Below are 25188 nucleotides of genomic sequence, written 5' to 3'. Positions count from 1 at the left end.
ACCTTTCAGGCGTTCGGTTGTCGGAGTGGGTATGGCTCAGGATCCGCCGGTCCAGGATCTGATGAACTACGAGGCCCTGGCGCAGGACGCGCTGCGGGGCGTCGCCAAGGCTGCGCTGAAGCGCGCCGCCGCGCCCGAGGGGCTGCCGGGTTCGCACCACTTCTACATCACCTTCAAGACCGACGCCGCGGGGGTCTCGGGGCCGCAGGACCTGCTGTCGAAGTATCCCGACGAGATGACCATCGTCCTGCAGCACCAGTACTGGGACCTGGCCCCCGGCGAGACGTTCTTCTCGGTGACCCTGCAGTTCGGCGGCCAGCCCAAGCGGCTCTCGGTCCCGTACGGCGCCATCACCCGCTTCTACGATCCTTCGGTGCAGTTCCTGCTGCAGTTCGAGCCGCCGCCCTCGGCGCCGGCCGAGGCCAAGGCCGCGCCCGAGAAGCCCGCCGAGGCGAAGGCCGAGACGCCTGCGCCTCCGAAGGGCGAAGCCACCGTCGTCTCCCTCGATCAGTTCCGGAAGAAGTAGACCGCATGACCGACGTCGCGAGCGAGCCGGAGGCCCTCACCGACGAGGCCATCCTGCAGCGCTTCCTGCGCACCAAGAACCAGCCGACCGGGTCCCAGACCCTGGGCTTCAGGATGGTGGCGGTGAACCAGGCCGAGCGCTCGGTGGAGGTCGAGTTCGAGGCCAAGGCCGAACTGCTGCTCAACCCCATGCGCCAGATCCAGGGCGGCTACCTCTGCGCCATGCTCGACGAGTGCATGAGCGTGGCCTGCATGGTGGCGTCCGGCATGACGGCCGTCGCGCCGACGCTGGAGATGAAGACCACCTTCTTCCGCCCCGGACAGCCCGGGAAGATCCGCGGCGTCGGCAAGGTCGTGAAGTGGGGCCGCCAGGTCGCCTTCACCGAAGGCGAGCTGTTCGATCCCGAGGGCCGGACGCTGGCGAAGGCGACCGGGACGGCAATCCCGACGCCGTTCTCGAACTACAAGAAATGATGCGGACCGCCGCCCGGCTGCTTGCCCTGACCGCCATGGTCTGGTCGGCGGCGGGCGTCAGCGCGGCCCACGCAGCCTCGGCCTTCGCAGACTGGTCGGCGGTCGTTGTGGCGGGCGACTGGCACGCCAGCGACGGCGGGCCCACGGAGGGCTTCGACAACGCGCGCCGCGACGTGACGCTGGCGCTGGGGCGGGCCGGCTTCCGGCAGAACAACATCCGCCAGTTCTCCGTCCGGCCCGAACGCTACCAGGACACCAAGCCCGAGAAGGCGGAGCAGCGGGGCATCTACAACGCCCTCGCCGACCTGTCGCAGCGGACCAGCGGCGGCTGCCTCTTCTATCTCACCTCGCACGGCCTGCCGCAGGGCGCGCAGGTGGACCAGACGATCCTGCGCCCGGGCACGCTGGCCACGATGCTGGACCAGACCTGCGGCGCACGGCCGACCGTGGTGGTGATCTCGGCCTGTTTCTCGGGGGTCTTCGTGCCGACCCTGGCGAAGCCGAACCGGATGGTGCTCACCGCCGCCCGTCCCGACCGCACCTCGTTCGGCTGCGGCCAGGACAACAAGTACCCCTACTTCGACGACTGCTTCCTCTCGTCCATGCCGAACACCCGCGATTTCGCCGGCCTGGCGAACGCCACCCGGGAATGCGTGCGGACCCGCGAGATCGCCACCCGGATGAGCCCGCCCAGCGAGCCGCAGGTCTGGGTCGGGCCCGAGCTGCGCCCGATGCTGCCGCTCTACGCCTTCGAGAGCGCGCCCAAGCGCGACTAGGCGAGCGCCGCGCGCCGCCGGCGCAAGGCCGCCCCGAGCCCGAAGAAGCCCGTCAGCATCAGCGCCCACGCGCCCGGCTCGGGCACGGCCATGGCGAAGTCGTCCAGGATCAGGAGGCTGGTTTCGCGGTCGTCGTTCCGGTCGATGACGCCGGCCTCGACGCGATAGGTCCCCGCCCCCAGCCGGATCGAGAACCGGGTCCAGGGCGTGTAGCCCCAGTCTCCGACCCCCGCGATGTCGGCGTAGAACAGCTGCTCGTAGCCGTCGCCGTCGTCGAAGCTCGTCGCCGACACTCCGCCGTCGCCCAGCCGGTAGAGGCGCACGTAGCCGGAGTCGTTCCAGGGAAGGAAATCCTCGCCCAGGAAGGCCGCCGACCCGGAGAAGAGGCCGCCCTCGGTGGTGAAGGTCTGGCTCAGCACCACCGGCGTGTCGGTGAAGTTCGCCTGGATCGTGGCGATGTAGGTCCCGTCGACCGGCCCGTAGCTCTGGTCGACCTCGCCCGACTCCGCGAGGTGGTTGGCTTCGCCCGGGTTGTGGACCTGTTCCTCGTCATAGACCCAGCCGGTGAAGCCGTCCTCGAAGCTGCCGTTGACGAACCGTCCCGCGGCCTCCGCGGACGAGGCGACGAGCGCGCATGCGGCGCCGGCGATGATGACGGACTTCAGGGACATTCAGGCCTCCGCCCTTCCCAGGGGCCCGCGAGAATACAGCGTTCGAGGAGCGCCGCCATCCTGTTCGCCTGGCAAGTGTGGCCCCGTACGGTCCGTCTGCGGCCCAGGCGGGAGACGGGCCCCGCGACTCAACCCAGATGATATGGTCAATCCTCCTCGAGCGGAGTTCGGCCCTTGAATCCCAGCCTCTTCAAGGCGGTCCTGGCGGCGCTCGCACTGCTTGTCGCCCCGGCGGCGGGGGCGCAGGAGGCCGCGCTGCCCGAGGCTCCCGTTCCCTACGCCCAGGCTCGACCCGCCGCCAAGGCGCCCCCGCGGCCCAGCGCCGCGCCGGCCGCGCCCAGGGTGCAGACGGGACTGGCCGCGGCGCCCGCCCTCCCCCGCCACGCCAACGGCGCCCGTCTCGCGGCGGGCCAGGCGCTGGACCCGGCCGAGCTGGAGGCCTTCGTGGACGGGTGGATGACCGACGCCATGGCGCGCGAGCACGTCGCGGGCGCGTCCGTCGCCGTTGTCCAGAACGGCCAGGTGATCCTGAAGAAGGGCTATGGCTTCGCGGACCTCTCGCCGCGCCGGCCGGTGGATCCGGACCGCAGCCTCTTCCGCATCGGGTCGATCTCGAAGACCTTCACCTGGATCCTGGTGATGCAGGGGGTCGAGGCGGGCCGTCTGCGACTGGACCGCCCCGTCAACCTGTACCTGCCCGAACGCGTCCGGCTGACCGGCAAGGCGGGCCGCGTGACGGTCGCCAACCTGCTCGACCACACCGGCGGCTTCGAGGATCGCGCCCTGGGCCAGCTGTTCGAGAACGATCCGCGCCGGGTGCGCCCGCTGGATCTCTATCTGCGGCAGGAGCGCCCGGACCGCGTGCGCGCGGCGGGACGGGTCTCGAGCTATTCGAACTACGGCGCGGCCCTGGCCGGCGCGGCGGCGACCTTCGGTTCCGGCAAGACGTTCGAGCGCCTGGCGGAGGACGAGATCTTCGTCCCCCTGGGCATGCGCCACACCACCTTCCGCGAACCGCGGGAGGCGCGGCGGGGCCTGCCCGCACCGATGCCCGAAACCCTGAGCGCGCAGGCGGCGCAGGGCTACGGCTGGCGCGCCGCGGGCTTCATGCCCGACGACTACGAGTACATCGGCCAGATCGCGCCGGCCGGGTCGGCGTCGTCCACCGCCGGCGACATGAGCCGGTACATGCTGATGCTGCTGGGGAACGGCGCCTGGAACGGGGTCACCATCTATGGTCCCCAGGCGGCGCGCGCGTTCCGCACGCCGCTCCGGGCGACGCCGGAGGGGATCAACGGCTGGGCCCACGGCTTCATGACCATGGACCTGCCGGGCGGTCGCAGGGGCTACGGCCATCTCGGGGCGACGCTGGCCTTCATGTCCAACATGACCCTGGTCCCGGACCTCGGCCTCGGCGTCTTCGTGACCACCAACACCGAGACGGGACGCGACGTGGCCGGACCGCTGCCGGCGGCGATCGTGCGTCACTTCTATGCGCCGCCGGCCCCCTTCCCGCGGGCCGGGACGCGGGACCTGGCCGAGGCGGGCGACATCTTCGCCGGCCACTACCTGACCACCCGGCGGGCCTACGGCGGCCTCGAGGGCTTCGTCGGCCTGCTGGTCGGCGGCGCCGAGGTCTCGGTGACGCGCGGGGGTCGCCTGCTCGTGACCCGCGACGGCCAGACGAAGGCGTACACGCCCGAAGGCCCCGCGAGCCAGGGCCGGTTCATCGCCGCGGACGACGACGAGCGCCTGGCCTTCCACATCGAGGACGGCCGGGCCACCAGCTTCAGGGGATGGAGCAACACCGAGACCCTGGTCCGATCCGGCGTCACGGAACGTCCCGCCACGCTGGGCGCCGTCGCGGCCCTGACCGGACTGGCGGCGATCGCCACGCTCGTCGGCCTGATCCTGCGAAACCGGCGCGAGCTGCGGCAGAACCAGATCCAGGCCCGGGCCGCCCTGGTGCAGAACATCCAGGCAGGCCTCTGGATCGCCGCGTTCGTCCTGTTCGGCGCGTTCGGCGCAGGGGCCGCGGACATTCAGCGGGTGATGTACGGCTGGCCGGGCCCGCTCGTGATCACGGCCTCGGCGTCGGCCCTCGTGGCGGCGGCGCTGACGCTGGTCACCATCGCCGCCCTTCCGGCGATCTGGCAGGGCGGCCGGCGGGTGGACTCCTGGACCGCGACCCGCAAGCTGTTCTTTACCGCCACCGTGGTCGTCTACACCGCGTTCTCCGTGCTCCTCGCGCTGAACGGCGCCCTGGAGCCGTGGAGCCGCTAGAAGGCTCGCGCGCGTTTCGATCCGGGAACGTCCGCGGGCGGCCGTGACCGGCCCTCCTGCGGCGCCGTGCCGCGACCGACAGGGGTCCGGCTACAGCCAAGTTTAAACCGGCCCTTAACCTTGGACTGGGAAATTCCTGCCTACCTGTTGGCGGGGGCCGGTCGTGGCCGCGCGCCGCCGGGTTTGGGGGCGAGGCGTCTTGAATCAGATCGCGGCCATGGTGCGGAGGTTCGGGGTCGGCCGGCTGGCGGCCTTCCTCGGGATCGCCGCGGGCGCGGTCGCGGTCTTCACCGCCATCTTCATGGGCCTGGGCCAGCCGAAGGCCCTGCTCTACTCGAACCTCGACCTCAAGGAGGCGGGGTCGATCACGACGGCGCTCGACCAGGCCGGCGTCAAGTACGAGGTCAAGGGCGACGGCTCGACCATCATGGTCCCGCGCGACCAGGTGGCCTCGACGCGGCTGATGCTGTCCTCCAAGGGCCTGCCGACGGCCGGTTCGGTGGGCTACGAGATCTTCGACGAGGCCAATGCGCTGGGCCAGACCGACTTCGTGCAGCAGCTGAACCGCCAGCGCGCCCTGGAGGGCGAACTGGCGCGCACCATCCTCAGCCTCGACGGCGTCACCTCGGCCCGCGTCCACCTGGTGCTGCCCAAGCGCCAGCTCTTCGAGGAAGAGGCCGAGCAGCCGAGCGCGGCCGTCACCATCGGCGTCGGCGGCCGCGAGCCCAGCGCCGACCAGGTCCGGGCGATGCAGAACCTCGTGGCCGGCGCCGTGCCCAACCTGAAGCCCGACCGCGTGACCGTGGTCGACCAGCGCGCCCGGACCCTGTCGGGCGGCGAGGTCGGCCTGGCCGCCGAGGCCGACGGCCGCAAGTCCGAGGTGGAGCAGCGGATCGCCAAGCAGGTGAAGACGCTGGTCGAAGGCATCGTGGGCGCAGGCAAGGCCCGCGTGAACGTCACCGCCGACCTCGACCTCGCCCGGGTCACGACCCAGGAGGAACGTTTCGATCCGGACGGCCAGGTGATCCGCTCGGAATCGACCACCGAGGAGAACTCGCGGGACAACGACTCGACCGGATCGGGCGCGGCCTCGGTGGCGGCCAACATCCCCGGGGGACCGGGCGCCGACGAGAACGCCAATTCCTCGTCGAGCGGCCGCGCGGACTCCACCACCAACTACGAGATCTCCAAGACCGTCACGACGAAGGTGGAGGAGCCGGGCACGGTGAAGCGGCTTTCGGTGGCGGTGGCCGTCGACGGCGCGACCGCGGTCGGCAAGGACGGCAAGCCGGGCGCCTACACGCCCCGGTCCGCCCAGGAGATGCAGCAGATCGAGCAGCTGGTCCGCTCGGCCGTGGGCTTCAACCAGGACCGCGGCGACCAGATCAGCGTCATCAACGTGCGCTTCCCCACGGCCGCCACCGAGGGCGGCACCGAGGCGGCCAACCCGCTGATGGGCTTCGACAAGAACGACATCATGCGGGCCGTGGAGCTGGCGGTTCTCGCCATCGTCGGGATCCTGATGATCTTCTTCGTCGCCCGTCCCCTGCTCGGCGCCGGCGGCGGCAAGCGCAAGGGCGGCGGCGACGCCGACGCCGGCTCGGCGGCCCCCACCGTCACCCGCATCATGGTGACGCCCGACGGCCAGCAGATGGCCATCTCCTCCGACGGCAGCATGCAGCAGCTGGCGATCGCCGGCCCGCAGGACGACGGCGCCGCGCGCATCGACATCGCCCGCGTGGACGGTCAGGTGCGCCAGAGCGCCGTCAAGAAGGTCTCCGAATTCGTGGAGCGGCATCCGGACGAGTCCGTCTCGATCCTCCGCTCCTGGCTGCATGAGACGGCCTGATGGCGCCCCGGGGCAGCGGCAAGAACGTCGTCGACGCCTCCCGCCTCAACGGGGCGGAGAAGTGCGCCGTGATCCTGCTCGCCCTCGGCGAGGACCACGCGCACGTCTGGCAGGCGCTGGACGAGGAGGAGATCAAGGAGATCTCCCAGGCCATGGCCAGCCTGGGCAACGTGACGGCGGCCGTCGTCGAGGACCTGCTCGTCGAGTTCGTGGCCGGGATGGCCGGGACCGGCGCCATCATGGGGTCGTTCGAGCAGACCCAGAAGCTGCTCGCCTCCATCATGCCGGGCGAGAAGGTCGACGCCCTCATGGAGGAGATCCGCGGTCCGGCGGGCCGGACCATGTGGGACAAGCTCGGCAACGTGAACGAGGCCGTGCTCGCCAACTACCTGAAGAACGAATACCCGCAGACGGTCGCGGTGGTGCTCTCGAAGATCAAGTCCGAGCACGCCGCCCGCGTCCTGGCCTCGCTTCCCGAGGACTTCGCCCTGGAATGCGTGATGCGGATGCTCCGCATGGAGCCCGTGCAGCGCGAGATCCTGGACAAGATCGAACAGACGCTGCGGCTCGAGTTCATGTCGAACCTGGCGCGCACCTCGAAGCGCGACAGCCACGAGATGATGGCCGACATCTTCAACGCCTTCGACCGTCAGACCGAGACCCGCTTCATCACCGCGCTCGAGGAGCGCAACCGCGAGGCGGCCGAGCGCATCCGCGCCCTCATGTTCGTGTTCGAGGACCTGTCGAAGCTCGACCCGGGCGGCGTCCAGACGCTGCTGCGCGCGGTCGAGAAGGACCAGCTGGCCCTCGGCATGAAGGGCGCCTCGGACGCGCTGCGCGAGATGTTCTTCTCCAACATGTCCGAGCGCGCCGCCAAGATCATGCGCGACGACATGGAGAGCATGGGCCCGGTCCGCCTGCGCGACGTCGACCAGGCGCAGATGGCGATCGTGCAGATCGCCAAGGACCTCGCCAACAAGGGCGAGATCATGCTCGCCGGCTCCAACTCCGACGATGAGCTCATCTACTGATGTCGGAAGCCCCCGCCAAATTCGCCTTCGACACCGAGTTCGACGCCCAGGGCTCGATCGCGTTCGTGGCGCCGCGCCCGAAGCGGCTGTACCCGGCCGAAGAGGTCGAGCAGATCCGCGCGGCCGCGAGGGCCGAGGGCGAACGCGCGGCCCTGGCCAGCGTCGCGGCCTGCAGCCAGGCCCTGCCCCGGCTGGCCGAGGTGGCGCACGAGCACCGGCAGGGCTCCGCCGCGCTGGCGCTCGCCTGCGGCCGCGCGATCGCCGACGCGGCGCTCGCCCGGTTCCCCGCAGCGCCCGTGCAGGCCGCGCTGGAGACCCTGGCCCGCGAGATCGACGCCCAGCCGCGGCTGGTGGTCTCGGCCGAGCCGGCGCTCGCGGAGGCGCTGATGGGCCAGCTCGACGAAACCGCGCGCGGCCTCGGCTTCGAGGGCGCGGTGGTCGTCAAGCCGGACGGCGCCTTTGGCCCCCACGCCTTCACCCTCGACTTCGGCGACGGACAGGCCGCGTTCGATCCGGCGCAGGCCGCCGAGCGCGTGTCGCAGACCCTCGAGGCGGCGCTGGCCGCCGAGGGTCTGCACGCCGAACCCCTGATCCCCGGTTCAGAAAGCTAGACCCATGGCGGACGACGACCTGAAGCTCGACGAATTCTCGCCCGAGGAAGGCGCGCTGCCCGACATTGCGGGTGAGGAGAAGAGCGCCGGCGACCTCGCCACCGTGTTCGACGTCCCCGTGGCCATCTCGGCGGTGCTGGGACGGTCCAGCATGTCGGTGGCCCAGCTGCTGCAGCTTTCCCAGGGGTCGGTGCTCGAGCTGGACCGCAAGGTGGGCGAGGCGATCGACATCTACGTGAACAACCGCCTGGTCGCCCGCGGCGAGGTCGTGATCGTCGACGATCGCCTCGGCGTGACCATGACGGAAATCATCAAGGACGGCGACGCCCAGGCCTGAGCCTGAGCGTGTGAAGGAGTAGGAAGATGCGGCTTCTGGTCGTCGGAAAACTGAGCGGACAGCTCTCCACCGCCGTGAAGATGGCGATGAGCGCGGGCGCCAAGGTCAGCCACGTGGAGACCATCGAGGCCGCCACGCACGCGCTCCGCGCGGGCCAGGGCGCGGACCTGCTCATGGTGGACTACGACCTCGACATCGCGGGCCTGATCGCGGCCAACGAGGCCGAGCGGATCCGGGCGCCGGTGGTGGCCTGCGGCATCGCGGCCGATCCCAAGCGCGCGGCGGACGCCATCCGCGCCGGCGCGAAGGAATTCATCCCGCTTCCGCCCGAAGCCGAGCTGATCGCCGCGGTGCTGGCGGCCGTCAGCGACGACAACCGCCCCATGGTGGTGCGCGATCCGTCGATGCAGGCGGTGATCCAGTTGGCCGACCAGGTGGCGCCCTCGGACGCCTCGATCCTGATCACCGGCGAGAGCGGCGTCGGCAAGGAGGTGGTGGCTCGCTACGTCCACCAGAAGTCGCGGCGCGCCAGCAAGCCCTTCATCAGCGTCAACTGCGCGGCCATCCCCGAGAACCTGCTGGAGAGCGAGCTCTTCGGTCACGAGAAGGGCGCGTTCACCGGCGCGCTGGCCCGCCGCATCGGCAAGTTCGAAGAGGCCAACGGCGGGACCCTCCTCCTCGACGAGATCAGCGAGATGGACGCCCGCCTGCAGGCCAAGCTGCTCCGCGCCATCCAGGAGCGCGAGATCGACCGGGTCGGCGGCGCCAAGCCGGTGAAGGTGGACATCCGCATCCTCGCCACCTCGAACCGCGACCTGGCCCAGGCGGTGAAGGACGGGACGTTCCGCGAGGACCTGCTCTACCGCCTGAACGTCGTGAACCTGCGCCTGCCGCCGCTGCGCGAGCGCCCGGCCGACGTCGTGGCCATGGCCGAGTTCTTCGTCCGCAAGTACGCCCAGGCTAATGGCATGGCGGAAAAGCCGCTGTCCGGCGAGGCCAAGCGCCGGCTGGCCGCCCACCGCTGGCCGGGCAATGTGCGCGAGCTCGAGAACGCCATGCATCGCGCGGTCCTGCTGTCCTCGGGGCCCGAGATCGACGAGACCGCGATCCGCCTGCCCGACGGCCAGCCGCTGGCCCCGGCGGACGCGCATGCCCGCACCGCGCAGGCCGCCGCCAGCGCCGCCGAGATCGCCACCCGCTCGTTCGTCGGCCAGACGGTGGCCGAGATGGAGCAGCAGCTCATCATCGAGACGCTCGAGCACTGCTTCGGCAACCGCACGCACGCGGCCAACATCCTCGGCATCTCGATCCGGACGCTGCGCAACAAGCTGAAGGAGTACACCGAGGCCGGGGTCCCGGTGCCGGCGCCGCAGATGGGCGCGAGCGCGGCATGACCCCGCGCGACACCGGCCATCGAGGATTCTGAGCCGTGACCGACGTCACCCCCTCGCGCTTTTCGAACGCGCCGAGCGCGCGCGACATGTGGGGCTGGGTGGCGCGCGGCGAAGTTGCGCTGGCGCTGGGCGTCATCGGCATCGTCGTCCTGCTGATCCTGCCGATCCCGGCGTTCCTGCTGGACGTGCTGCTCTCGATCTCGATCGCGTCGTCGGTCCTGGTCCTGATGACCTCGCTGCTCATCAAGAAGCCGCTCGAGTTCACCGCCTTCCCGACCGTGCTGCTGGTGGTGACGCTCTACCGGCTGGCGCTGAACATCGCGACCACGCGGCTGATCCTGAGCCACGGGCACGAGGGCGCCCACGGCGCCGGCCACGTCATCGAGACGTTCGGCAAGCTGATGATGGGCGGCAACTTCGCCATCGGGGTGATCGTGTTCGCGATCCTCGTGGTGGTGAACTTCGTCGTCATCACCAAGGGCTCGGGACGGATCGCCGAGGTGGCCGCGCGGTTCACCCTGGACTCGATGCCGGGCAAGCAGATGGCCATCGACGCCGACCTCTCGGCCGGCCTGATCGACCAGGACGAGGCCAAGAAGCGACGCAAGGAGCTGGAGCAGGAGTCCACCTTCTTCGGCGCCATGGACGGCGCCTCGAAGTTCGTGCGCGGCGACGCGATCGCGGGCCTCGTGATTCTGGCCATCAACGTCATCGGCGGCATCCTGATCGGCGTCCTGCAGCACTCGGTGCCGCTGGATCAGGCGTTCGCGTCCTACACCATCATGTCGATCGGCGACGGGCTGGTCAGCCAGATCCCCGCGCTCATCATCTCGATCGCCGCCGGCTTCCTGGTCTCCAAGGCCGGCGTGGAGGGCTCCGCCGACCAGGCGCTGGTCACCCAGCTGGCCACCAACCCCATCAGCCTGGGCATGGTCTCGGCGGCGGCCGGCGTCCTGGCCATCATCCCCGGCATGCCGATCATCCCCTTCGCCGCGCTGTCCCTGGGCGCGGGCGTGCTGGCCTGGCGACGTTCCCAGAAGGCCGCGGAGCCCGTGGAGGTCGAGGTCGCGCCCGCCCAGGAGGAGACCGAGGAGCCGATCTCCCAGACGCTGGCCATCGACGAGATCAAGATCGAGCTGGGCTACGGCCTGCTGCCGCTGATCAACGACCTCGAGGGCCGCCGGCTCACCGACCAGATCAAGGCCCTGCGCCGCACGCTCGCCGCCGATTTCGGATTCGTCATGCCCAGCGTGCGGATCCTGGACAACATGCGCCTGCCTTCCATGGGCTACGCCCTGCGCATCAAGGAGATGGAGGCCGGGTCGGGCGAGGTGCGCATCGGCCAGCTGATGGCCATGGACCCCCGGGGCGGACAGGTGGAGCTGCCGGGCGAGCACGTGAAGGAGCCCGCGTTCGGCCTTCCGGCGACGTGGATCGAAGACGCCCTGCGCGAGGAGGCCACGTTCCGCGGCTACACCATCGTCGATCCCGCCACGGTGCTGACCACGCACCTGACCGAGATCCTCAAGGAGAACATGCCCGACCTCCTCACCTATGCGGAGGTCCAGAAGCTGATCCGCGACCTGCCGGCCGAGCAGAAGAAGCTCAGCGAGGATCTCATCCCCAGCGTGGTCACCGCCACCACGGTGGTGCGCGTGCTCCAGGCGCTGCTGCGCGAGCGCGTCTCGATCCGCGACCTGGGCGCCATCCTGGAGGGGATCGGCGAGGCGGCGCCCCACACCACCTCGATCACCATGCTGGTGGAGCAGGTCCGCGCCCGGCTCGCGCGCCAGCTCTGCTACGCATACCGCGGCGAGGACGGGGCGCTGCCCATCGTGACGCTGTCGCCCGAGTGGGAGAACGCCTTCGCCGACGCGCTGGTCGGGACGGGCGACGACAAGCAGCTGGCGCTGGCGCCTTCGCGCCTGCAGGAATTCATCCGCGGCGTCCGCGAGACCTTCGAGCGCGCGGCGCTCGCGGGCGACAGCCCGGTCCTGCTCACCAGCCCCACGATCCGGCCCTACGTCCGCTCGATCATCGAACGCTTCCGCGGCCAGACGCCCGTGCTGAGCCAGAACGAGGTGCACCCGCGCGCGCGGCTGAAGACCGTCGGCGCGATCTGACCGCGTCAACGGCGGGTTGACAGAGATGTCAATGCGAGGTTGACTGTCAACATCTGGTTGACAGGAGCCGCGCCATGGCCAGGACCGCCGAAGCCCCCGCCCGCATGTTCCACTGCTCGTTCTGCGCCAAGCCGCAGACCCAGGTGGCGAAGATGGTGTCGGGACCGGGGGTGCTGATCTGCAACGAATGCGTGAAGCTCTGCGACAGCATCATGGCCCAGTACCCGGACCAGCTCGAACCGGCGTCGATCAACGTCCCGGAGCAGCTCTCGACCGACCAGCTGCTGGCCATCCTGAAGGGCTACGACACCGCCGGCGAGCGGGTCGACCAGGCGATGCGGGACATCACCGACATCCTGCGCGAGCGCGACGTCAGCTGGGCGGCCATCGGGGACACGCTGGGCGTCTCGCGGCAGGCCGCCTGGAAGCGCTTCGGCTGATCGCAGGAGCGCGTTGCGAAAGCGGGAACCGCTTTTCGGATCCAGGTGCGCGCCCCGTTCAGACGCCTCCGTCAACAGCTTCCGACCGTCCCGGCGAATGCCGGGACCCAGATCCACGTGCAAGGTCATGATGGGAAGGGCGCCGAGCGGACGGAACCCGCTTCCGAGCCCTACCATCTGGATCCCGGCATTCGCCGGGATGACCGGGCGTCGCGTACGGACCGCTACGCGACCAGGTCGCGGAACTCCTCGCTCCGCCGCAGCCACGCGGCGGCATAGCCGCAGATCGGCGTGATCTTCAGGCCGCGCCGGCGGGCGTCGGCCGCCACGCCCTCCATCAGCCGGCCCGAGGCGCCGGACCCGCGCAGCGGGACCGGGCTGAACACATAGTCGATGTACATGCGGTCGCCCGCGAGGCGGTAGTCGGCGTAGGACGTCAGGCCCTGTTCGTCGTGCTCGTAACGCTCGCCCGTGTCGCGCAGTTGGGACATTGATCGGTCTCCTGTCCGCGTTAGGGTCGTCCCTGAAGACGTGGGAACGTGCCGGGAGGGATCAAGATGCGACGAGTCGCCATTGCAGGAACGAGCCTTGCGATCATTGCGGTCGGCCTCGCGTCCTGCGGGAAGAAGGAAGAGGCCGCGAAGACCGGCGACGCGGCCCCGGCCGCCCAGGCCGCCGCGACCCCGCTGACGGCGCCGCCCAAGCGCAAGCCCGGCCTGTGGACGCACACCATCGCCTCCAGCGGCGTGAACCAGACCATGAAGGTCTGCCTCGACGAGGACACCGACGCCAAGATGACCGTCTGGGGCCAGGCGGCCGGCAAGGAGATGTGCGCCAAGCAGACGTTCACGCCGGCGCCCGGCGGCTGGCGCTTCTCGTCCGAGTGCGACATGGGGGCCGCCGGCAAGACCGTCTCGAACGGCTCGGTCACCGGCGACTTCAACACGTCCTACGTGGTCAAGGCCTCGTCCACGACCACCGGGTCGTCCATGCCGCAGGCGAACGGCGCGCAGGAGATGACGCTCACCGCGAAGTGGGAGGGGCCCTGCCCGGCGGGGATGCAGGGCGGCGACGTGAAGGTCCAGATCCCGGGCGGCCCGGAAATGACCATCAACATGGAGAAGATGACGGCCATGGCCGGCGGGGGCCAGAGGTAGCGCGCACGCGCGTCGTCGGGACGGACGGCCTCCGTTCGTCCTCGGGGTGAACCCCAACCTGCACCGTCGAAGGAGTATCCGATGGCCGTTCCCGCCCCGATCGCCCCCAACAACGAGCGCGAGCTGGTTCTCGCGCGGATCATGGACGCCAGTCCGGAGGCGCTCTACCGGACCTGGACCGACGGCTCGACCTATCCCGAGTGGTTCTGCCCCAAGCCCTGGCGCGCCGAGGCCCAGACGCTGGACCTGCGGCCGGGCGGGGCCAGCCGCATCACCATGCATGGGCCGGACGGCGAGGTCTTCCCGAACGACGGCGTCTTCCTTGAGCTCACGCCCGGCCGGAAGATCGTCTTCACCGACGCCTTCACCGAGGGCTGGGTCCCCAATCCCGAGGGCATGATGACCGCCGTCATCACGTTCGAGCCGCACGCCGGCGGCAAGACCCTGCTGACCGCCCGCGTCGGTCATCCCACGCTGGAGAAGAAGACGCAGCATGCGGAGATGGGCTTCGAGGACGGCTGGGGCGTGATGCTCGACCAGCTGGAAGCGGTGGCCCGCCGCCTCGATACCGCGGCCTGATCCCGGCGCGCGCTCGGCGGCGGCGGACGACGCTCTAGAGCGCGTTCCGAAAAGTGGGAACCGGTTTTCGGATCCGAACGCGCTCAAGCTATTGATCTAGAGACTCATTTTCCCGTTCAGACGGTTCCGTCTGAACGGGTGAGGCTCTAGGCCAACTCCACCGCCATGGCCGTGGCCTCGCCGCCGCCGATGCAGAGGCTGGCCACGCCGCGCCTGCCGCCACGCGCCTGCAGCGCCGCCAGCAGCGTCGCCAGGATGCGGGCGCCCGAGGCGCCGATCGGGTGGCCCAGCGCGCAGGCGCCGCCGTTGACGTTGAGCCTGGCGCGGTCGATCCCGAGGTCGCGCTCGGCGATCATCGCCACCACGGCGAACGCCTCGTTGATCTCGAAGAGGTCGACGTCCGCCACGCTCCAGCCCGCCCGCTTCAGCGCCTTCTGCACGGCGGGGACCGGCGCGGTGGTGAAGAGCCCCGGCTCGTGGGCGTGGGCCGCATGGCCCGCCACGCGCGCGACGATGGTCATCCCAAGCTTCCGCGCCACGCTCTCGCGGGTCATCACCAGGGCCGCGGCGCCGTCCGAGATCGAGCTGGCGTTCGCCGCCGTGATCGTCCCGTCCTTGGCGAACGCCGGCCTCAGGGTCGGGATCTTCGCCGGGTCGGCCTTCAGCGGCTGTTCGTCCGTGTCGACCGTCGACTCGCCCTTGCGGTCCTTCACCGTCACCGGGGTGATCTCGCGGGCGAACGCGCCGCCTTCGATCGCCGCCTTGGCCTTGGTCAGCGACCCGATCGCGTACTCGTCCTGCGCCTCGCGGGTGAACTGGTACGACCGCGCCGCCTCCTCCGCGAAGCTGCCCATCAGCCGGCCCGGCTCGTAGGCGTCCTCGAGGCCGTCCAGGTACATGTGGTCGTACATGGTGTCGTGGCCGATCCGCGCCCCGCCGCGATGCTTGGTCATCAGGTACGGGGCGTTGGTCATGCTCTCCATCCCGCCCGCGACGATGATGTCGGCGCTGCCGGCCGCCAGGGCGTCGTGGGCCAGGATCGCGGCCTGCATGCCCGAGCCGCACATCTTGTTGACGGTGGTGGCCTCCACCGACTTGGGCAGGCCTGCGCCCAGCGCCGCCTGCCGCGCCGGCGCCTGGCCCAGGCCCGCCGGCAGCACGCAGCCCATCACGATCTGCTCCACCGCATCCGGCGCGACGCCGGCGCGCTCGACCGCGGCCCGCACGGCGGCGGCGCCCAGTTCGGTGGCCTTGGCGCCCGAGAGCACGCCCTGGAAGCCGCCCATGGGCGTGCGGGCGTACGAGGCGATGACGACGGGGTCGGAGGTCTGGCTCATGCCCGCGATATAGTCGCGCGCGCCCCCCGCGTCACGGGCGGCGCGTGGTGACGTCGCAGTAGGGGCCGCCGTCGCGGATCGTCTTGTTCCGGTAGATCACGGCGCCCGCCACGTTCGGCGTCTGCCGGATGGCCGCGCAGAACTCCGGGAACAGGTCCGAGGGCAGCCAGAGGCAGGGCGCGCGGGGATCCTCGTCGCAGGCGATGTCCACGAGCTGGCGGGCGTCCATGGCCGGAGCATCTTCCTTTCCCGCGGCGCGGGAAAGGGGGTCACAGGTTGCGCACGGTCCCGGCGATGAAGCCGCCGCCCAGCACGCGCGTGTCGTCCTCGGGCGCGTAGAGCACGCAGGCCTGGCCGGGCGCGACGCCTTCCTCGGGGGCGGCGAAGACCACGCCGGGCTGTCCCTCCACGACGCCGAGGCGGCCGGGGGCGGGCTCGCGGGTGGAACGCACGCGCGCCAGGACCGGGCGCTGCCGCTTCACCGCGTCCTCGAGGGAGGGACCGTCCCCGATCCAGTTGGTTTCCTTCAGGCTCAGCGCCCGCGTCAGCAGCGCCTCGCGCGGGCCCACCACCACCTGCCGGGCGTCGGCGTCGATGCGCACCACGAACAGCGGATCGCCCACCGCGACGTTCAGGCCGCGGCGCTGGCCGATGGTGTAGCGGGTCACCCCCTCGTGGCGGCCCAGGACGCGGCCGTCCAGGTGCACGATGTCGCCCGGCTCCGCGCCCTGCGGCCGCAGCCGGTCGATGACCGTGGTGTAGCGGCCCTCCGGCACGAAGCAGATGTCCTGGCTGTCCGGCTTCTCGGCCACCGCGAGCCCGAGTTCGGCCGCCGCCGCACGGACCGCCGGCTTCGGCAGCCCGCCCAGCGGGAAGCGCAGATAGGCCAGCTGCTCGGCCGTGGTCGCGAACAGGAAGTAGGACTGGTCCCGCGCCGGATCGGCCGCGCGGTGCAGTTCCGGCCCGGCGGGGCCCTCTTCGCGCCGCACGTAGTGGCCCGTCGCCATCGCCTCGGCGCCCAGTTCGCGCGCCACGTCCAGGAGGTCGCGGAACTTGACCGTCTGGTTGCAGCGGATGCACGGGATCGGCGTCTCGCCGCGCAGATAGCTGTCGGCGAAGTCCTCGATCACCTGCTGGCGGAAGCGGCTCTCGTAGTCGAGCACGTAGTGGGGGATGCCGATCGCCTCGGCGGCCGTCCGCGCGTCGTGGATATCCTGGCCCGCGCAGCAGGCGCCCTTCTTCTGGATCGCCGCGCCGTGGTCGTAGAGCTGCAGCGTCACGCCCACCACGTCATAGCCGGCGCGCGCCAGCAGCGCCGCGGTGACGGTGGAGTCCACCCCGCCCGACATGGCCGCCACGATGCGGGTTCCCGGCGGCAGGCGCACGGCCTCGCGCGCGGCCTCCACGAGGCCGTCGCTCAGACGGTCGGGTGCGAGCGCGGATGCTGGCATGGCGGCTATGTAGCGGCTCGGGCTGGCGTTTTCGAGAGCCGGCGGGTTTCGCCCTCGCCGGCCGCGCCCCGGCCGGGACGCGCTGCGCTCACTTCAGGATGTTGAGCAGCGACGACTGCTGGAGGGCCTGGAACACATAGGCCACCGACTGCACCGAGAGCTGCGCCTGCTGCAGCTGGGCCGCGGCCTCGGCCATGTCGGCGTCGGTGATGTCGCCCAGCATGCCGGCCAGGGTGTTCTGCCGTCCCTCCAGGTCGGCCGCGATGGTGTCGAGACGCTTCTGGTTGGTGCCGTTGCGCGCGGCGAGCAGGGTGACGTCCTCGCGAACGGTCTCCCAGCTTGCCAGCTGTCCCTCCAGGAAGGTGCGCTGGGCGTCCGTGAGGGCGCCGGCGAACGGTCCCGACGGGCCCTGGTTGAAGGCCTGGAACGCCTGGAACGCCGTCAGCATGGACGTGCCGATGTCGTCGGCCAGGAAGCCGATGGTGACGTTGGTCGCCTCGTCCAGCTTGGCGGTGACCTTGAAGTCGTCGTTCGCGAAGAAGCTGGCGATCGGCGGCCCGGAGGTCAGGTCGGAAAGCGTGGTCGCCGTCACCGGCCGGGTGTCCACCTGGCCGCCGGCGAAGAGGTACTTGCCGCCGTAGCGGGCGTTCATGGCCTCGATCGCGGCGCTGAACTGCGCCTGCACGTCCTCCACCAGCGTGTCGACGCGCCCCGAGGCCAGCGCCTCGGAGAACACCTGCCGCACCGACTGCGCCGCATCGGCCACCCGGATCAGGGCGGTGTCCTGGGTCGTGAGCTTGTCGGCCAGGAGCTTGTTCTGGTCCTGGTAGACGCCGAGGCGGGTCTGCACCGACCGCATGGCGGTGATCAGCTCGGACGAGCGGGCGTAGTCCTTGAGGTCCTGCCCGTTGCGCTGGGTCGAAACCTTGTTGCCGGCCTCCAGCTGCCGCTGCTGGGCGGCCAGGAGGTTGTTCAGGACGGCCGAGTAGCTGCCGGGCGTGGTGACGCGGGTGACCATCGTTCAGTCTCCTCAGACCATGTTCACGAGCACGTCGAAGAGCTCGTTGGCGGCCTGGATCATGCGGGCGGAGGCGTTGAAGGCCTGCTGGTAGGTGGTGAGGTTCACCAGTTCCTCGTCGAGGTTCACGCCCTCGACGGCCTGGCGGCGGGTGTTGGCCTCGAAGGCGACGGCCTCGGCGCTGGCCTTGCGGGTCTCGGCGGAAGCGGCGCCGCGGCCGATGGCCCCGCCGAACTCAGAGGCGTAGCGCGAGACGGACATGGTGACCTGGCCCAGCGAGCCGGCGGCCTGGAAGAGGACCGGGATCTCGCCCGCGGCGGACAGGGCCAGCGCGCCCTGGCCGTCCCCGGGCCGGATCGCGACCTGGCCGACCGCGGCGGAAACGTCGAGCTTGCCGACCGCCACCTTGGTGGGATCCGAGTTCAGCGCGGAACTGACCTGGAACCGGCCGGCCCGGGCCGCACGCTCCTGCGCGCCGATGCCGAAGAGCTGGCTGATCGACGGACCGCCGACGCCGCGGGCGGTGTTGTCGTTGATGACCGAGATCTGGGCGTCCAGCGGCGCGCCCCCGGCGAAGCTGAGCACGCCGTTCGCGTCGAGCGAGAAGGCGCCGTAGAGACCCACGCCGCTGGCGTTGTTGTTCAGGGCGTTCAGGAGGTCGGTCATGGTCGCCGCGGCGGGCACGGAGACCGACACGTCGCGGATCGGCCGTCCGTCGGCGCTGGACAGGCGCAGGTTGATGACGCCGCCGGGGGTGAAGCCGTGCGGGTCGGCCGCCTGGAGACCGGTCGCGTAGTTGGTGAAGCCCGAGGCCTTCACCAGGTCGTTGAGGCCGAAGAAGTGCGAGAAGCCGCGGCCCGTCTTCTGCGACGTCCCCTCGTCGATCGCCAGGCCGTTGGGCGCCGTCGCGTTGACGGTCAGGGCGCCGCCGCTGAACGTGGCCGAGCCCAGCGCGCCCAGGGCGGTGTTGAGCCCGGCGAGGAAGGTGGCCGGCGTGAAGGCCGCTCCGGCCCCGCCGTTCACCGAGATCGTGCCCGCGGTGAAGTCGATGGCCACCGTCCGCTGCAGGACGCCCGCGGCGTTCACGACCGCGATGGTCGAGGTCCCCGAAAAGCCGCTGACGGCCGTCGGAAGATCGAGCCCGGTGTTGCGACCCGACAGCGTGGCCGGGGCCGGATAGGCCGCCGCGTCGTTGTGGGCCGCGTTGAGCTGATCGACGGCGCGGCTCACGAACTCGCCGAGCTGGTCGTAGAGCTTCGGCAGCTCGACGTCGCGCAGCTCGGTCAGGCCGCGCAGTTCGCCGCTGGTCAGCTGGATGGGCTGGTCGGTGGAGCTGCCGGCCGGTCGCGCGGTGATGTAGCCCGGGGTCGACGCCGTGGAGTTGTAGGTGAGCCGGGCCGGCTCGTCGCCGGCCAGCAGGACGCCTTCGACCGAACGCACGTCGGCGCCGCCGCCCGCCCGGGGCGCCACGCGGATGTTCATCAGCCCGGCGAGTTCGTCGAGGAGCTGGCTCTGGATGTTCTCCGAGCCCGAGGCGTCGGCGTTCACCAGGCTGGCGCGCTTGATGTCGGTGTTCAGCTTCGAGATCTGCTCGAGCAGCGCATTGGCGCGGTCCACGCCGGCGGAGATCTGCGTCTCCACCGTGTCGCCCAGCGAGACGATCTGGCTGTTGATCCGCCCCGCCTCGGTCAGGAAGTCCTCGATGTTGCCCAGGGCCTGGCTGCGCAGGAGCGTCGACGACGGATCGTCCGCCGCCGTGGCGAAGGCTCCGAAGATCTTGTCCAGCCGGCTGAAGAAGAAGCCGTCGGCCGACGGGTCGCCGAACAGGCTCTGGGCGTTGTCCAGGTACTGGGCGACCGCGCTCCAGCGCTCCTTGTCGGACGCCGCCGAAAGGGACGCGCCCTGCAGGTACTGGTCGGTGATCCGCTGGACGCCCTCGATCGTGACCCCGGCGCCGACGCCGGCGACAACGAGCGGCTGCTGGTTGACGGCCTTGCGGACGTACCCGGGGGTGTTGACGTTGGCGATGTTGTCGGACGTCGCGCGCAGGGCCGCCTGGGCGGCGTTGAGGCCCGAGGAGGCGGTGCGCAGGGTGGCCGTGAGCGACATGGATTAAGGCTCCGCCCGGCAAAGGCTGACGCTCGACCCGGCGGATTCTGCCGGGACAAAGGTGAACGCGCACGCGTCAGGCCGGAATTTTCTCAACAGATTCAACATGGGCCCTCCGAGGCCCGGTCGATGTCGGTGGGACAGGCGCAAGAGGCGGGCCAGTTCGAACGAACGTACGGCCGCGCGCCCGCGAGGGGCCCGTCGCCAGGACGCCGTCGCGGACCGGCTTGTCGCTGCTAGGGCGGCACGGATCGACCCACCGCGGCCCCGAACGGCCCGGCAAATTCCGCCGTCGCGCCGGCGTGCAGCGCCGCCGGAATCCATCTTTCTCTTTTTGAATCAGTATCTTGCAACGTTGGCCCGGGGGTTGCTCAGGGTGTCGACCGAAGACCCCGGCGCAGGACGCGCTCCCCTCGAGATCGAAGCTCCGGCTTCCGAAAGCCATGACCGCGTCCAGCATCACGACAGCGCAGCCCGCCGCGACGGCCGGCCCCGGCCCGGCCGGCCAGGCCGCGGGCCGGCCTCCCGGCGCAGGCGGCCTCGCCGGCTTCGAAGCCCTGCTTGCGGCCTTGTTCCCCGCGGGCGGCGCCGTCACCCCGACCGTCGCCGGATCGCCGTCCGGCGCGGCCGACGCCTCGGCCGAGGAGGAGGGGTCCAAGGGCGAGGCGAATGCCGACGGCAAGGGCGCTTCCGCCGAGCTGATCCCCGCGCCTGCAGTGGACCCTTCGGCCCTGGCCGCCGCCCTGACGGCGCCGGCGCCCCCTCAGGGCGCGCCGACCGCCGGGCCGTCCGAAGCTCCGGGCGATGGGCAGGCCGTGCAGCGGCAGGCGCTGCGCTCGGTCGCGATCTTCGCGCCCATGGCGGAACCGGCGCCCGCCGGGGAGGCCGTCGCCGCAGAGGCGACGCCGGACGCCGAGCCGCCGGCCGCCGGCGCCACGCCTCCGGGTCTGGCGGTCCAGACCGACGGCGAGCGCGGGAACGCCCGGGCCGCACCGCCGCCCGCCTTTGGCCGCGACAAGGCCCCCGCCTCCCCCGCGGCGCCCGCGCTCGAGAACGCGAACCCGCGCGCGGACCTGGCGTCCAAGGCCGCGACGGCGGACGCTGCGCCCGACGCACCCCTCCCCGCTTCGGCGCCCGAGGCGACCCCGACAGGGGCCGCTCAGCTCGCCCAGGCCACGCCTCCTCCCGCCCAGACGCCTCGCGCCGAGCCGGCGCCCAAGGCGGCGCGGTCCGAGCGCAAGGGCGGCTCGGCGCGCTCCGAGTCGCTGGACGCGCCCGGCGCCGCCGAGACGGCGGCGAAGCCCATGCAGGCGAAGGCCGCCGAGGCCGCCGCCAAGCCGGCCGCCACCACTGCGCCGGCCGAGGCCGCCGAGCGGCCTGTCGGCGACGACATTGGATCCGCCGACACCGTCGATCCGGCGCCGCAGGCCGAGTCCCGGGCCGCCGCCCAGTCGTCTGCGACGGCGGCGCACACGGCCCACGGGGTCCGCGGCTCGCCCGAGACCGTGGCGAACCTCGCGGCGCAGATCGTCAGGAAGCTCGAGGAGCGCGCCACGCGCTTCGACCTCGAGCTGGATCCGGCGGGCCTGGGCCGGGTGGACGTTCGCCTCGAGATCGGCGCCAACGGCAAGCTCACGGCCTCGATGCTCTTCGACAATCCGCAGGCGGCCAACGAGCTGAGGGCGCGCGCCGCGGAACTGCAACGCGTGCTGGAGCAGGCGGGCTTCGACCTCTCGGGCGGCCTCTCCTTCGACGTCGCCGACCAGGGCCGCCATCAGGGCCAGGCCTGGCAGGACCAGGGCGAGCCGGGCCGCGCCTTCCGGGGCCAGGCCTTCCGGGCCGCGCTCGAAACCGCGGGTGAGGCCGCGGACGTCGCCGGAGCCAGCGCGCTGCGCCTTCGCCGAGGCGTGAACTCCGGCGTGGATGTGAGGATCTGATGGTCGATTCCGTCTCCACCGTCGCCGCCGGCGCCGACACCAGCGTCATCGGGCGCAACCGCCTGGCCGAGAGCTTCGACACCTTCCTGGCGCTGCTGACCACGCAGTTGAAGAACCAGGACCCCCTGTCGCCGCTCGACTCCAACCAGTTCACCCAGCAGATCGTGCAGATGACCGGGGTCGAGCAGCAGCTGCTCACCAACGACCTCCTGAAGAAGCTGGTCGCCAACACCGGATCGGGGATCGCCACCGCCGTGAGCCTGATCGGCAAGGAGGTCCGGGCGGACGCCGACGTGGCCGCCCTGGCGAACGGCAAGGCCGAGTGGGTCTACAAGCTCGACCGCGCCGCCAGCGACGTGAAGATCGAAGTGCTCGATTCGAAGGGCCGCGTGGTCCAGACGCTCGCGCCGACCGACAACAAGGCGGGCGAGCACACCTTCACCTGGGACGGCAAGGGCGCGGGCGGCCAGACCATGGCCAACGGCGTCTACTCGCTCCGCGTTACCGCCAAGGACAGCGAAGGCTCCGCGGTGCCGGCCACGGTGGCGGCCCAGGGCGTCGTCACCGGCGTCCAGCAGATCGACGGCGGCACCGTCGTCACCATCAACGGAGCCCAGGTGCCCTGGGAGAAGATCACCCTCATCCGCGAACCGCCGGCGCCGGCGACGACCGCTTCGAACAGCGCCTCGTCATCGGCCGGCGGCTCAAACAGCAACACCACGGGCGACGAAACGTCGCCTCCAGCGGCGGCCCAGTGAGGCCGGCCCCGCAGCAGGCGGACCCGCGTCAGGAGAACGGAACCTAAGCCATGTCGATCAACTCAGCCCTCCGCGCCGGCGTCTCCGGCCTGGTCGCCAACTCGTCGGCGCTCGCGGCGATTTCGGACAACATCGCCAACGTCAACACCGTCGCCTACAAGCGCAACCAGGTGAACTTCGCCAATGTCGTCACCGCCCAGGCGGTGAAGGGCCAGTACTCGGCCGGCGGCGTGCAGGCGGTGAACCGCCAGTTCGTGAGCCAGCAGGGCCTGATCCAGGCCTCCGGATCCTCCACCGACCTGGCCATCTCGGGCGACGGCTTCTTCGTCGTGGCCGACAAGGGCGCGGGCCTGACCGCCTCCGACGCGCGGTCCTTCACCCGCGCCGGCTCCTTCAGCGTCGACGCCGACGGCTACCTCGTGAACGACTCGCGGCTCTACCTGCAGGGCTGGCCGGTGCAGGCGGACGGCAGCTTCAACATCAACCCGTCCGACCTGTCGCTGATGAACTCCATCAACGTGCGCAACCTCGGCGCAGCCGTGGCGCCGACCGCCAACATCGGCGTCAGCGCCAACCTCAACAAGGGTGGCGTCGTCTCGGCCGGCGAGGCCGCGTACAATGGGACCACGGTCGCCTCGATGGCGGACTACGCCGACGATCCCTCGACCGGCACGCGGCCCGACTTCGTGATCGAGATGAACGTCGTCGACTCCACCGGCGGCGCGCGCAAGGTCGCCATGGCGTTCCTGAAGGACGACGCGGCCAACCCCAACCGGTGGCACGCCGAGATCTATTCGATCCCCGCCACCGACGTTTCGGTCGCCGGCCGTCCGGGACAGCTGGCGCGTGGCCAGGTCTTCTTCAACCAGGATGGCACGATCGACCTCGCGAACACGACGCTGTTCGGCGCGGCGGGCGCCGCCCCGACGCTGACCCTGAACGCCTCCAACGGGGCCGATCCGCGCTGGGCGCCCTCGCTGGGCCTTGCCGCCCAGACGATCGATCTGGATCTGGACAACATCACCCAGTACTCGGCCACCTCGACGGTGAACGCGATCAACCAGGACGGCGCCGGCGTCGGCAACATCGTGGCGATCGAGGTCGACGAGGTCGGCATCATCTCGGCGATCTACGACAACAGCCAGATCCGGACGGTCGCCAAGGTGGGCGTCGCCACCTTCCCCAACCCGGACGGACTGCAGCCCATCAGCGGCAACGCCTATCGCCCCACCATCGCGGCGGGTGAGTTCATCGTGAAGGAGGCCGGAGTCGGCGGCGCCGGAAAGATCTCGCCCTCGAGCCTCGAGGCCTCGACGGTCGACCTTTCCGCCGAGTTTACCGGCCTGATCCAGACCCAGAAAGCCTATTCGGCTTCTTCGAAGATCATCACGACCGCCGATCAGATGCTGGAAGAACTAATCAACATCAAGCGCTAGAATTCGCGCTGAATTCCACCTGATGATCTTACTTAGTCTCTACTGTATTAAAATGGTACATGGGGGAGCTCATGATCAGCCCTTTCTTTACCAAGGCGATTCAGCGGCCGTTAGGGGCCCCTGTGTCACCTTCTCGCCAACAGTGATGGTGAGGCGGTAGAAAGCCCATGCTTCAACAGCAGCAGACGCGCACGAACAGCCGCGGCGAGACCTACGTCATCGGCCCGACGGGCGCGCCCTTGACCAAGAACGATCTGCCCCCGCCGAACACCGGCCGGTGGGTGATCCGCCGGAAGGCGGAAGTGGTCGCGGCTGTCCGCGGCGGCCTGATCAGCCTCGAGGAGGCGCTGGAGCGCTACTCGTTGACGAGTGACGAATTCCTGTCCTGGCAGCGCTCGATCGAGCGCCACGGGATGGCCGGCCTGCGCACCACGCGCCTGCAACAGTACCGCTAGAGCCGGCCCGCCTCACGGACGGCTCTGCGTGAGCCGGCCGCGCCCCAGCACCCCCGGGCGCGGCCGGCTTTCGCGTTTCAGCCCAGCCGCGAAACCCGAACGGTGATCCGCTCCCGCTCGCCCGGCCGTCGCTCCACCAGCAGGCGCGCCACCTGGGCGTCGTCATGGAAGGCGTAGCCCTTGATGGCGTCGAGGATCGCCTTGGCCAGGTTGTCGAGGTCCAGCCACGGGGCCTCCCCCACGTAGTCCATCGCGATCTCCACGGCGAACTCGCCCCAGGCCGGGCGGCTGCCGCGCCAGGCCTTGCGGAAGAACTCGTAGATCAGAGGCTTGTAGTACTTCGCCTGGGTGGTCAGTCCATCGACGGTGATCTCGAGCAGACCCTCGGCCTCGCGGGCGCGCACCTTCCCGTGTTGGACCCATTCCTCGCTCATCGG

Annotated in this window: 25 protein-coding genes; 17 read left to right on the top strand and 8 right to left on the bottom strand. The window is 70.7% G+C overall.

From position 1 onward, the window contains the following. Positions 1–31 precede the first annotated feature (31 nt). Genes JNK30_RS05425 through JNK30_RS05415 form a run of 3 tightly spaced genes read left to right on the top strand, consistent with a single transcriptional unit; the run spans position 32 to position 1775 of the window. Entirely contained in the window at positions 32–526 is a 495-nt protein-coding gene (locus tag JNK30_RS05425; RefSeq protein ID WP_293480913.1) for an SspB family protein, read from the top strand. A 5-nt stretch (positions 527–531) separates the two neighbouring features. Then, complete coding sequence (locus tag JNK30_RS05420) at positions 532–999, top strand: PaaI family thioesterase (RefSeq protein ID WP_293480911.1); 468 nt, start codon at positions 532–534, stop codon at positions 997–999. Further along, positions 996–1775 (top strand): C13 family peptidase, encoded by a 780-nt coding sequence (locus JNK30_RS05415; protein ID WP_367118732.1) that lies wholly within the window; start codon positions 996–998, stop codon positions 1773–1775. The genes JNK30_RS05420 and JNK30_RS05415 overlap by 4 nt, the downstream gene beginning before the upstream one ends. Here the strand turns inward: JNK30_RS05415 and JNK30_RS05410 are convergent. Further along, positions 1772–2446 carry a PEP-CTERM sorting domain-containing protein gene (locus JNK30_RS05410; RefSeq protein ID WP_293480910.1) on the bottom strand — a complete coding sequence of 225 codons (675 nt, stop codon included), beginning with the start codon at positions 2444–2446 and terminating at the stop codon, positions 1772–1774. The two genes, JNK30_RS05415 and JNK30_RS05410, sit on opposite strands and share 4 nt — an antisense overlap. A gap of 174 nt (positions 2447–2620) precedes the next feature. Here JNK30_RS05410 and JNK30_RS05405 point away from each other — a divergent pair, with 174 nt between their 5' ends. The 8 genes from JNK30_RS05405 (at position 2621) to JNK30_RS05370 (ending at position 12514) form a co-directional block, all read left to right on the top strand. Then, positions 2621–4729, top strand: coding sequence for a serine hydrolase (locus JNK30_RS05405; RefSeq protein WP_293480908.1), 2109 nt, complete (start codon positions 2621–2623; stop codon positions 4727–4729). 217 nt (positions 4730–4946) lie between these two features. Beyond that, complete coding sequence (fliF, locus tag JNK30_RS05400) at positions 4947–6578, top strand: flagellar basal-body MS-ring/collar protein FliF (RefSeq protein WP_293480906.1); 1632 nt, start codon at positions 4947–4949, stop codon at positions 6576–6578. After that, entirely contained in the window at positions 6578–7609 is a 1032-nt protein-coding gene (fliG, locus tag JNK30_RS05395; RefSeq protein WP_293480904.1) for a flagellar motor switch protein FliG, read from the top strand. The genes fliF and fliG overlap by 1 nt, the downstream gene beginning before the upstream one ends. Next, entirely contained in the window at positions 7609–8220 is a 612-nt protein-coding gene (locus JNK30_RS05390) for a flagellar assembly protein FliH (protein ID WP_293480902.1), read from the top strand. Before fliG ends, JNK30_RS05390 begins: the two co-directional genes overlap by 1 nt. 4 nt (positions 8221–8224) lie before the next feature. Further along, positions 8225–8557: a flagellar motor switch protein FliN gene (gene fliN, locus JNK30_RS05385; protein ID WP_293480900.1), complete on the top strand. Its 333-nt coding sequence runs from the start codon at positions 8225–8227 to the stop codon at positions 8555–8557. A 26-nt stretch (positions 8558–8583) separates the two neighbouring features. After that, on the top strand, positions 8584–9951 hold the full coding sequence (locus JNK30_RS05380; protein ID WP_293480898.1) for a sigma-54 dependent transcriptional regulator: 1368 nt from the start codon (positions 8584–8586) through the stop codon (positions 9949–9951). Positions 9952–10037: 86 nt separating this feature from the next. Then, positions 10038–12074, top strand: coding sequence for a flagellar biosynthesis protein FlhA (flhA, locus tag JNK30_RS05375; protein ID WP_293480918.1), 2037 nt, complete (start codon positions 10038–10040; stop codon positions 12072–12074). 74 nt (positions 12075–12148) lie between these two features. Next, complete coding sequence (locus JNK30_RS05370) at positions 12149–12514, top strand: ClpX C4-type zinc finger protein (RefSeq protein WP_293480896.1); 366 nt, start codon at positions 12149–12151, stop codon at positions 12512–12514. 224 nt (positions 12515–12738) lie between these two features. Here the strand turns inward: JNK30_RS05370 and JNK30_RS05365 are convergent, their stop codons facing one another. After that, complete coding sequence (locus tag JNK30_RS05365) at positions 12739–13005, bottom strand: GNAT family N-acetyltransferase (RefSeq protein ID WP_293480894.1); 267 nt, start codon at positions 13003–13005, stop codon at positions 12739–12741. 66 nt (positions 13006–13071) lie between these two features. Between JNK30_RS05365 and JNK30_RS05360 the strand changes: the two genes are divergently transcribed. Together JNK30_RS05360 and JNK30_RS05355 are read left to right on the top strand one after the other, a co-directional pair. Then, positions 13072–13671, top strand: coding sequence for a DUF3617 family protein (locus JNK30_RS05360; RefSeq protein WP_293480892.1), 600 nt, complete (start codon positions 13072–13074; stop codon positions 13669–13671). Positions 13672–13752: 81 nt separating this feature from the next. After that, the gene (locus JNK30_RS05355; protein WP_293480890.1) at positions 13753–14250 is read left to right on the top strand and encodes an SRPBCC family protein; all 498 of its coding nucleotides are present in this window, start codon (positions 13753–13755) and stop codon (positions 14248–14250) included. Positions 14251–14396: 146 nt separating this feature from the next. On the opposite strand, the gene JNK30_RS05350 is transcribed toward JNK30_RS05355, so the two are convergent. The 5 genes from JNK30_RS05350 to flgK form a co-directional block, all read right to left on the bottom strand. Then, on the bottom strand, positions 14397–15587 hold the full coding sequence (locus JNK30_RS05350; protein WP_293480888.1) for an acetyl-CoA C-acyltransferase: 1191 nt from the start codon (positions 15585–15587) through the stop codon (positions 14397–14399). Positions 15588–15618: 31 nt separating this feature from the next. Continuing rightward, complete coding sequence (locus JNK30_RS05345; protein WP_293480886.1) at positions 15619–15816, bottom strand: hypothetical protein; 198 nt, start codon at positions 15814–15816, stop codon at positions 15619–15621. 40 nt (positions 15817–15856) lie between these two features. Next, a complete protein-coding gene (gene mnmA, locus JNK30_RS05340; protein WP_293480884.1) occupies positions 15857–17038 on the bottom strand; it encodes a tRNA 2-thiouridine(34) synthase MnmA in 1182 nt (393 codons plus the stop codon). Between the two features lie 88 nt (positions 17039–17126). Next, positions 17127–18056 (bottom strand): flagellin, encoded by a 930-nt coding sequence (locus JNK30_RS05335; RefSeq protein WP_293480882.1) that lies wholly within the window; start codon positions 18054–18056, stop codon positions 17127–17129. Positions 18057–18068: 12 nt separating this feature from the next. Beyond that, complete coding sequence (gene flgK / locus JNK30_RS05330; protein WP_293480880.1) at positions 18069–20165, bottom strand: flagellar hook-associated protein FlgK; 2097 nt, start codon at positions 20163–20165, stop codon at positions 18069–18071. A 443-nt stretch (positions 20166–20608) separates the two neighbouring features. Between flgK and JNK30_RS05325 the strand changes: the two genes are divergently transcribed. The 4 genes from JNK30_RS05325 (at position 20609) to JNK30_RS05310 (ending at position 24751) form a co-directional block, all read left to right on the top strand. Continuing rightward, entirely contained in the window at positions 20609–22102 is a 1494-nt protein-coding gene (locus tag JNK30_RS05325; protein ID WP_293480878.1) for a flagellar hook-length control protein FliK, read from the top strand. Further along, positions 22102–22860, top strand: coding sequence for a flagellar hook assembly protein FlgD (locus JNK30_RS05320; RefSeq protein ID WP_293480876.1), 759 nt, complete (start codon positions 22102–22104; stop codon positions 22858–22860). The genes JNK30_RS05325 and JNK30_RS05320 overlap by 1 nt, the downstream gene beginning before the upstream one ends. Positions 22861–22910: 50 nt before the next feature. Further along, on the top strand, positions 22911–24296 hold the full coding sequence (locus JNK30_RS05315; protein WP_293480874.1) for a flagellar hook protein FlgE: 1386 nt from the start codon (positions 22911–22913) through the stop codon (positions 24294–24296). Positions 24297–24463: 167 nt separating this feature from the next. Further along, positions 24464–24751 carry a DUF1153 domain-containing protein gene (locus JNK30_RS05310; protein ID WP_293480872.1) on the top strand — a complete coding sequence of 96 codons (288 nt, stop codon included), beginning with the start codon at positions 24464–24466 and terminating at the stop codon, positions 24749–24751. A gap of 77 nt (positions 24752–24828) precedes the next feature. On the opposite strand, the gene JNK30_RS05305 is transcribed toward JNK30_RS05310, so the two are convergent. Then, positions 24829–25185, bottom strand: a complete 357-nt coding sequence (locus JNK30_RS05305) for a RusA family crossover junction endodeoxyribonuclease (protein WP_293480870.1) — start codon at positions 25183–25185, stop codon at positions 24829–24831. Between the last annotated feature and the right edge of the window lie 3 nt (positions 25186–25188).

The organism is Phenylobacterium sp. (assembly GCF_016793225.1).
GTDB lineage: Bacteria > Pseudomonadota > Alphaproteobacteria > Caulobacterales > Caulobacteraceae > Phenylobacterium.
The sequence above is the reverse complement of the archived record's forward strand: the minus strand, read 5'-3'. Positions and strand labels throughout refer to the sequence as shown.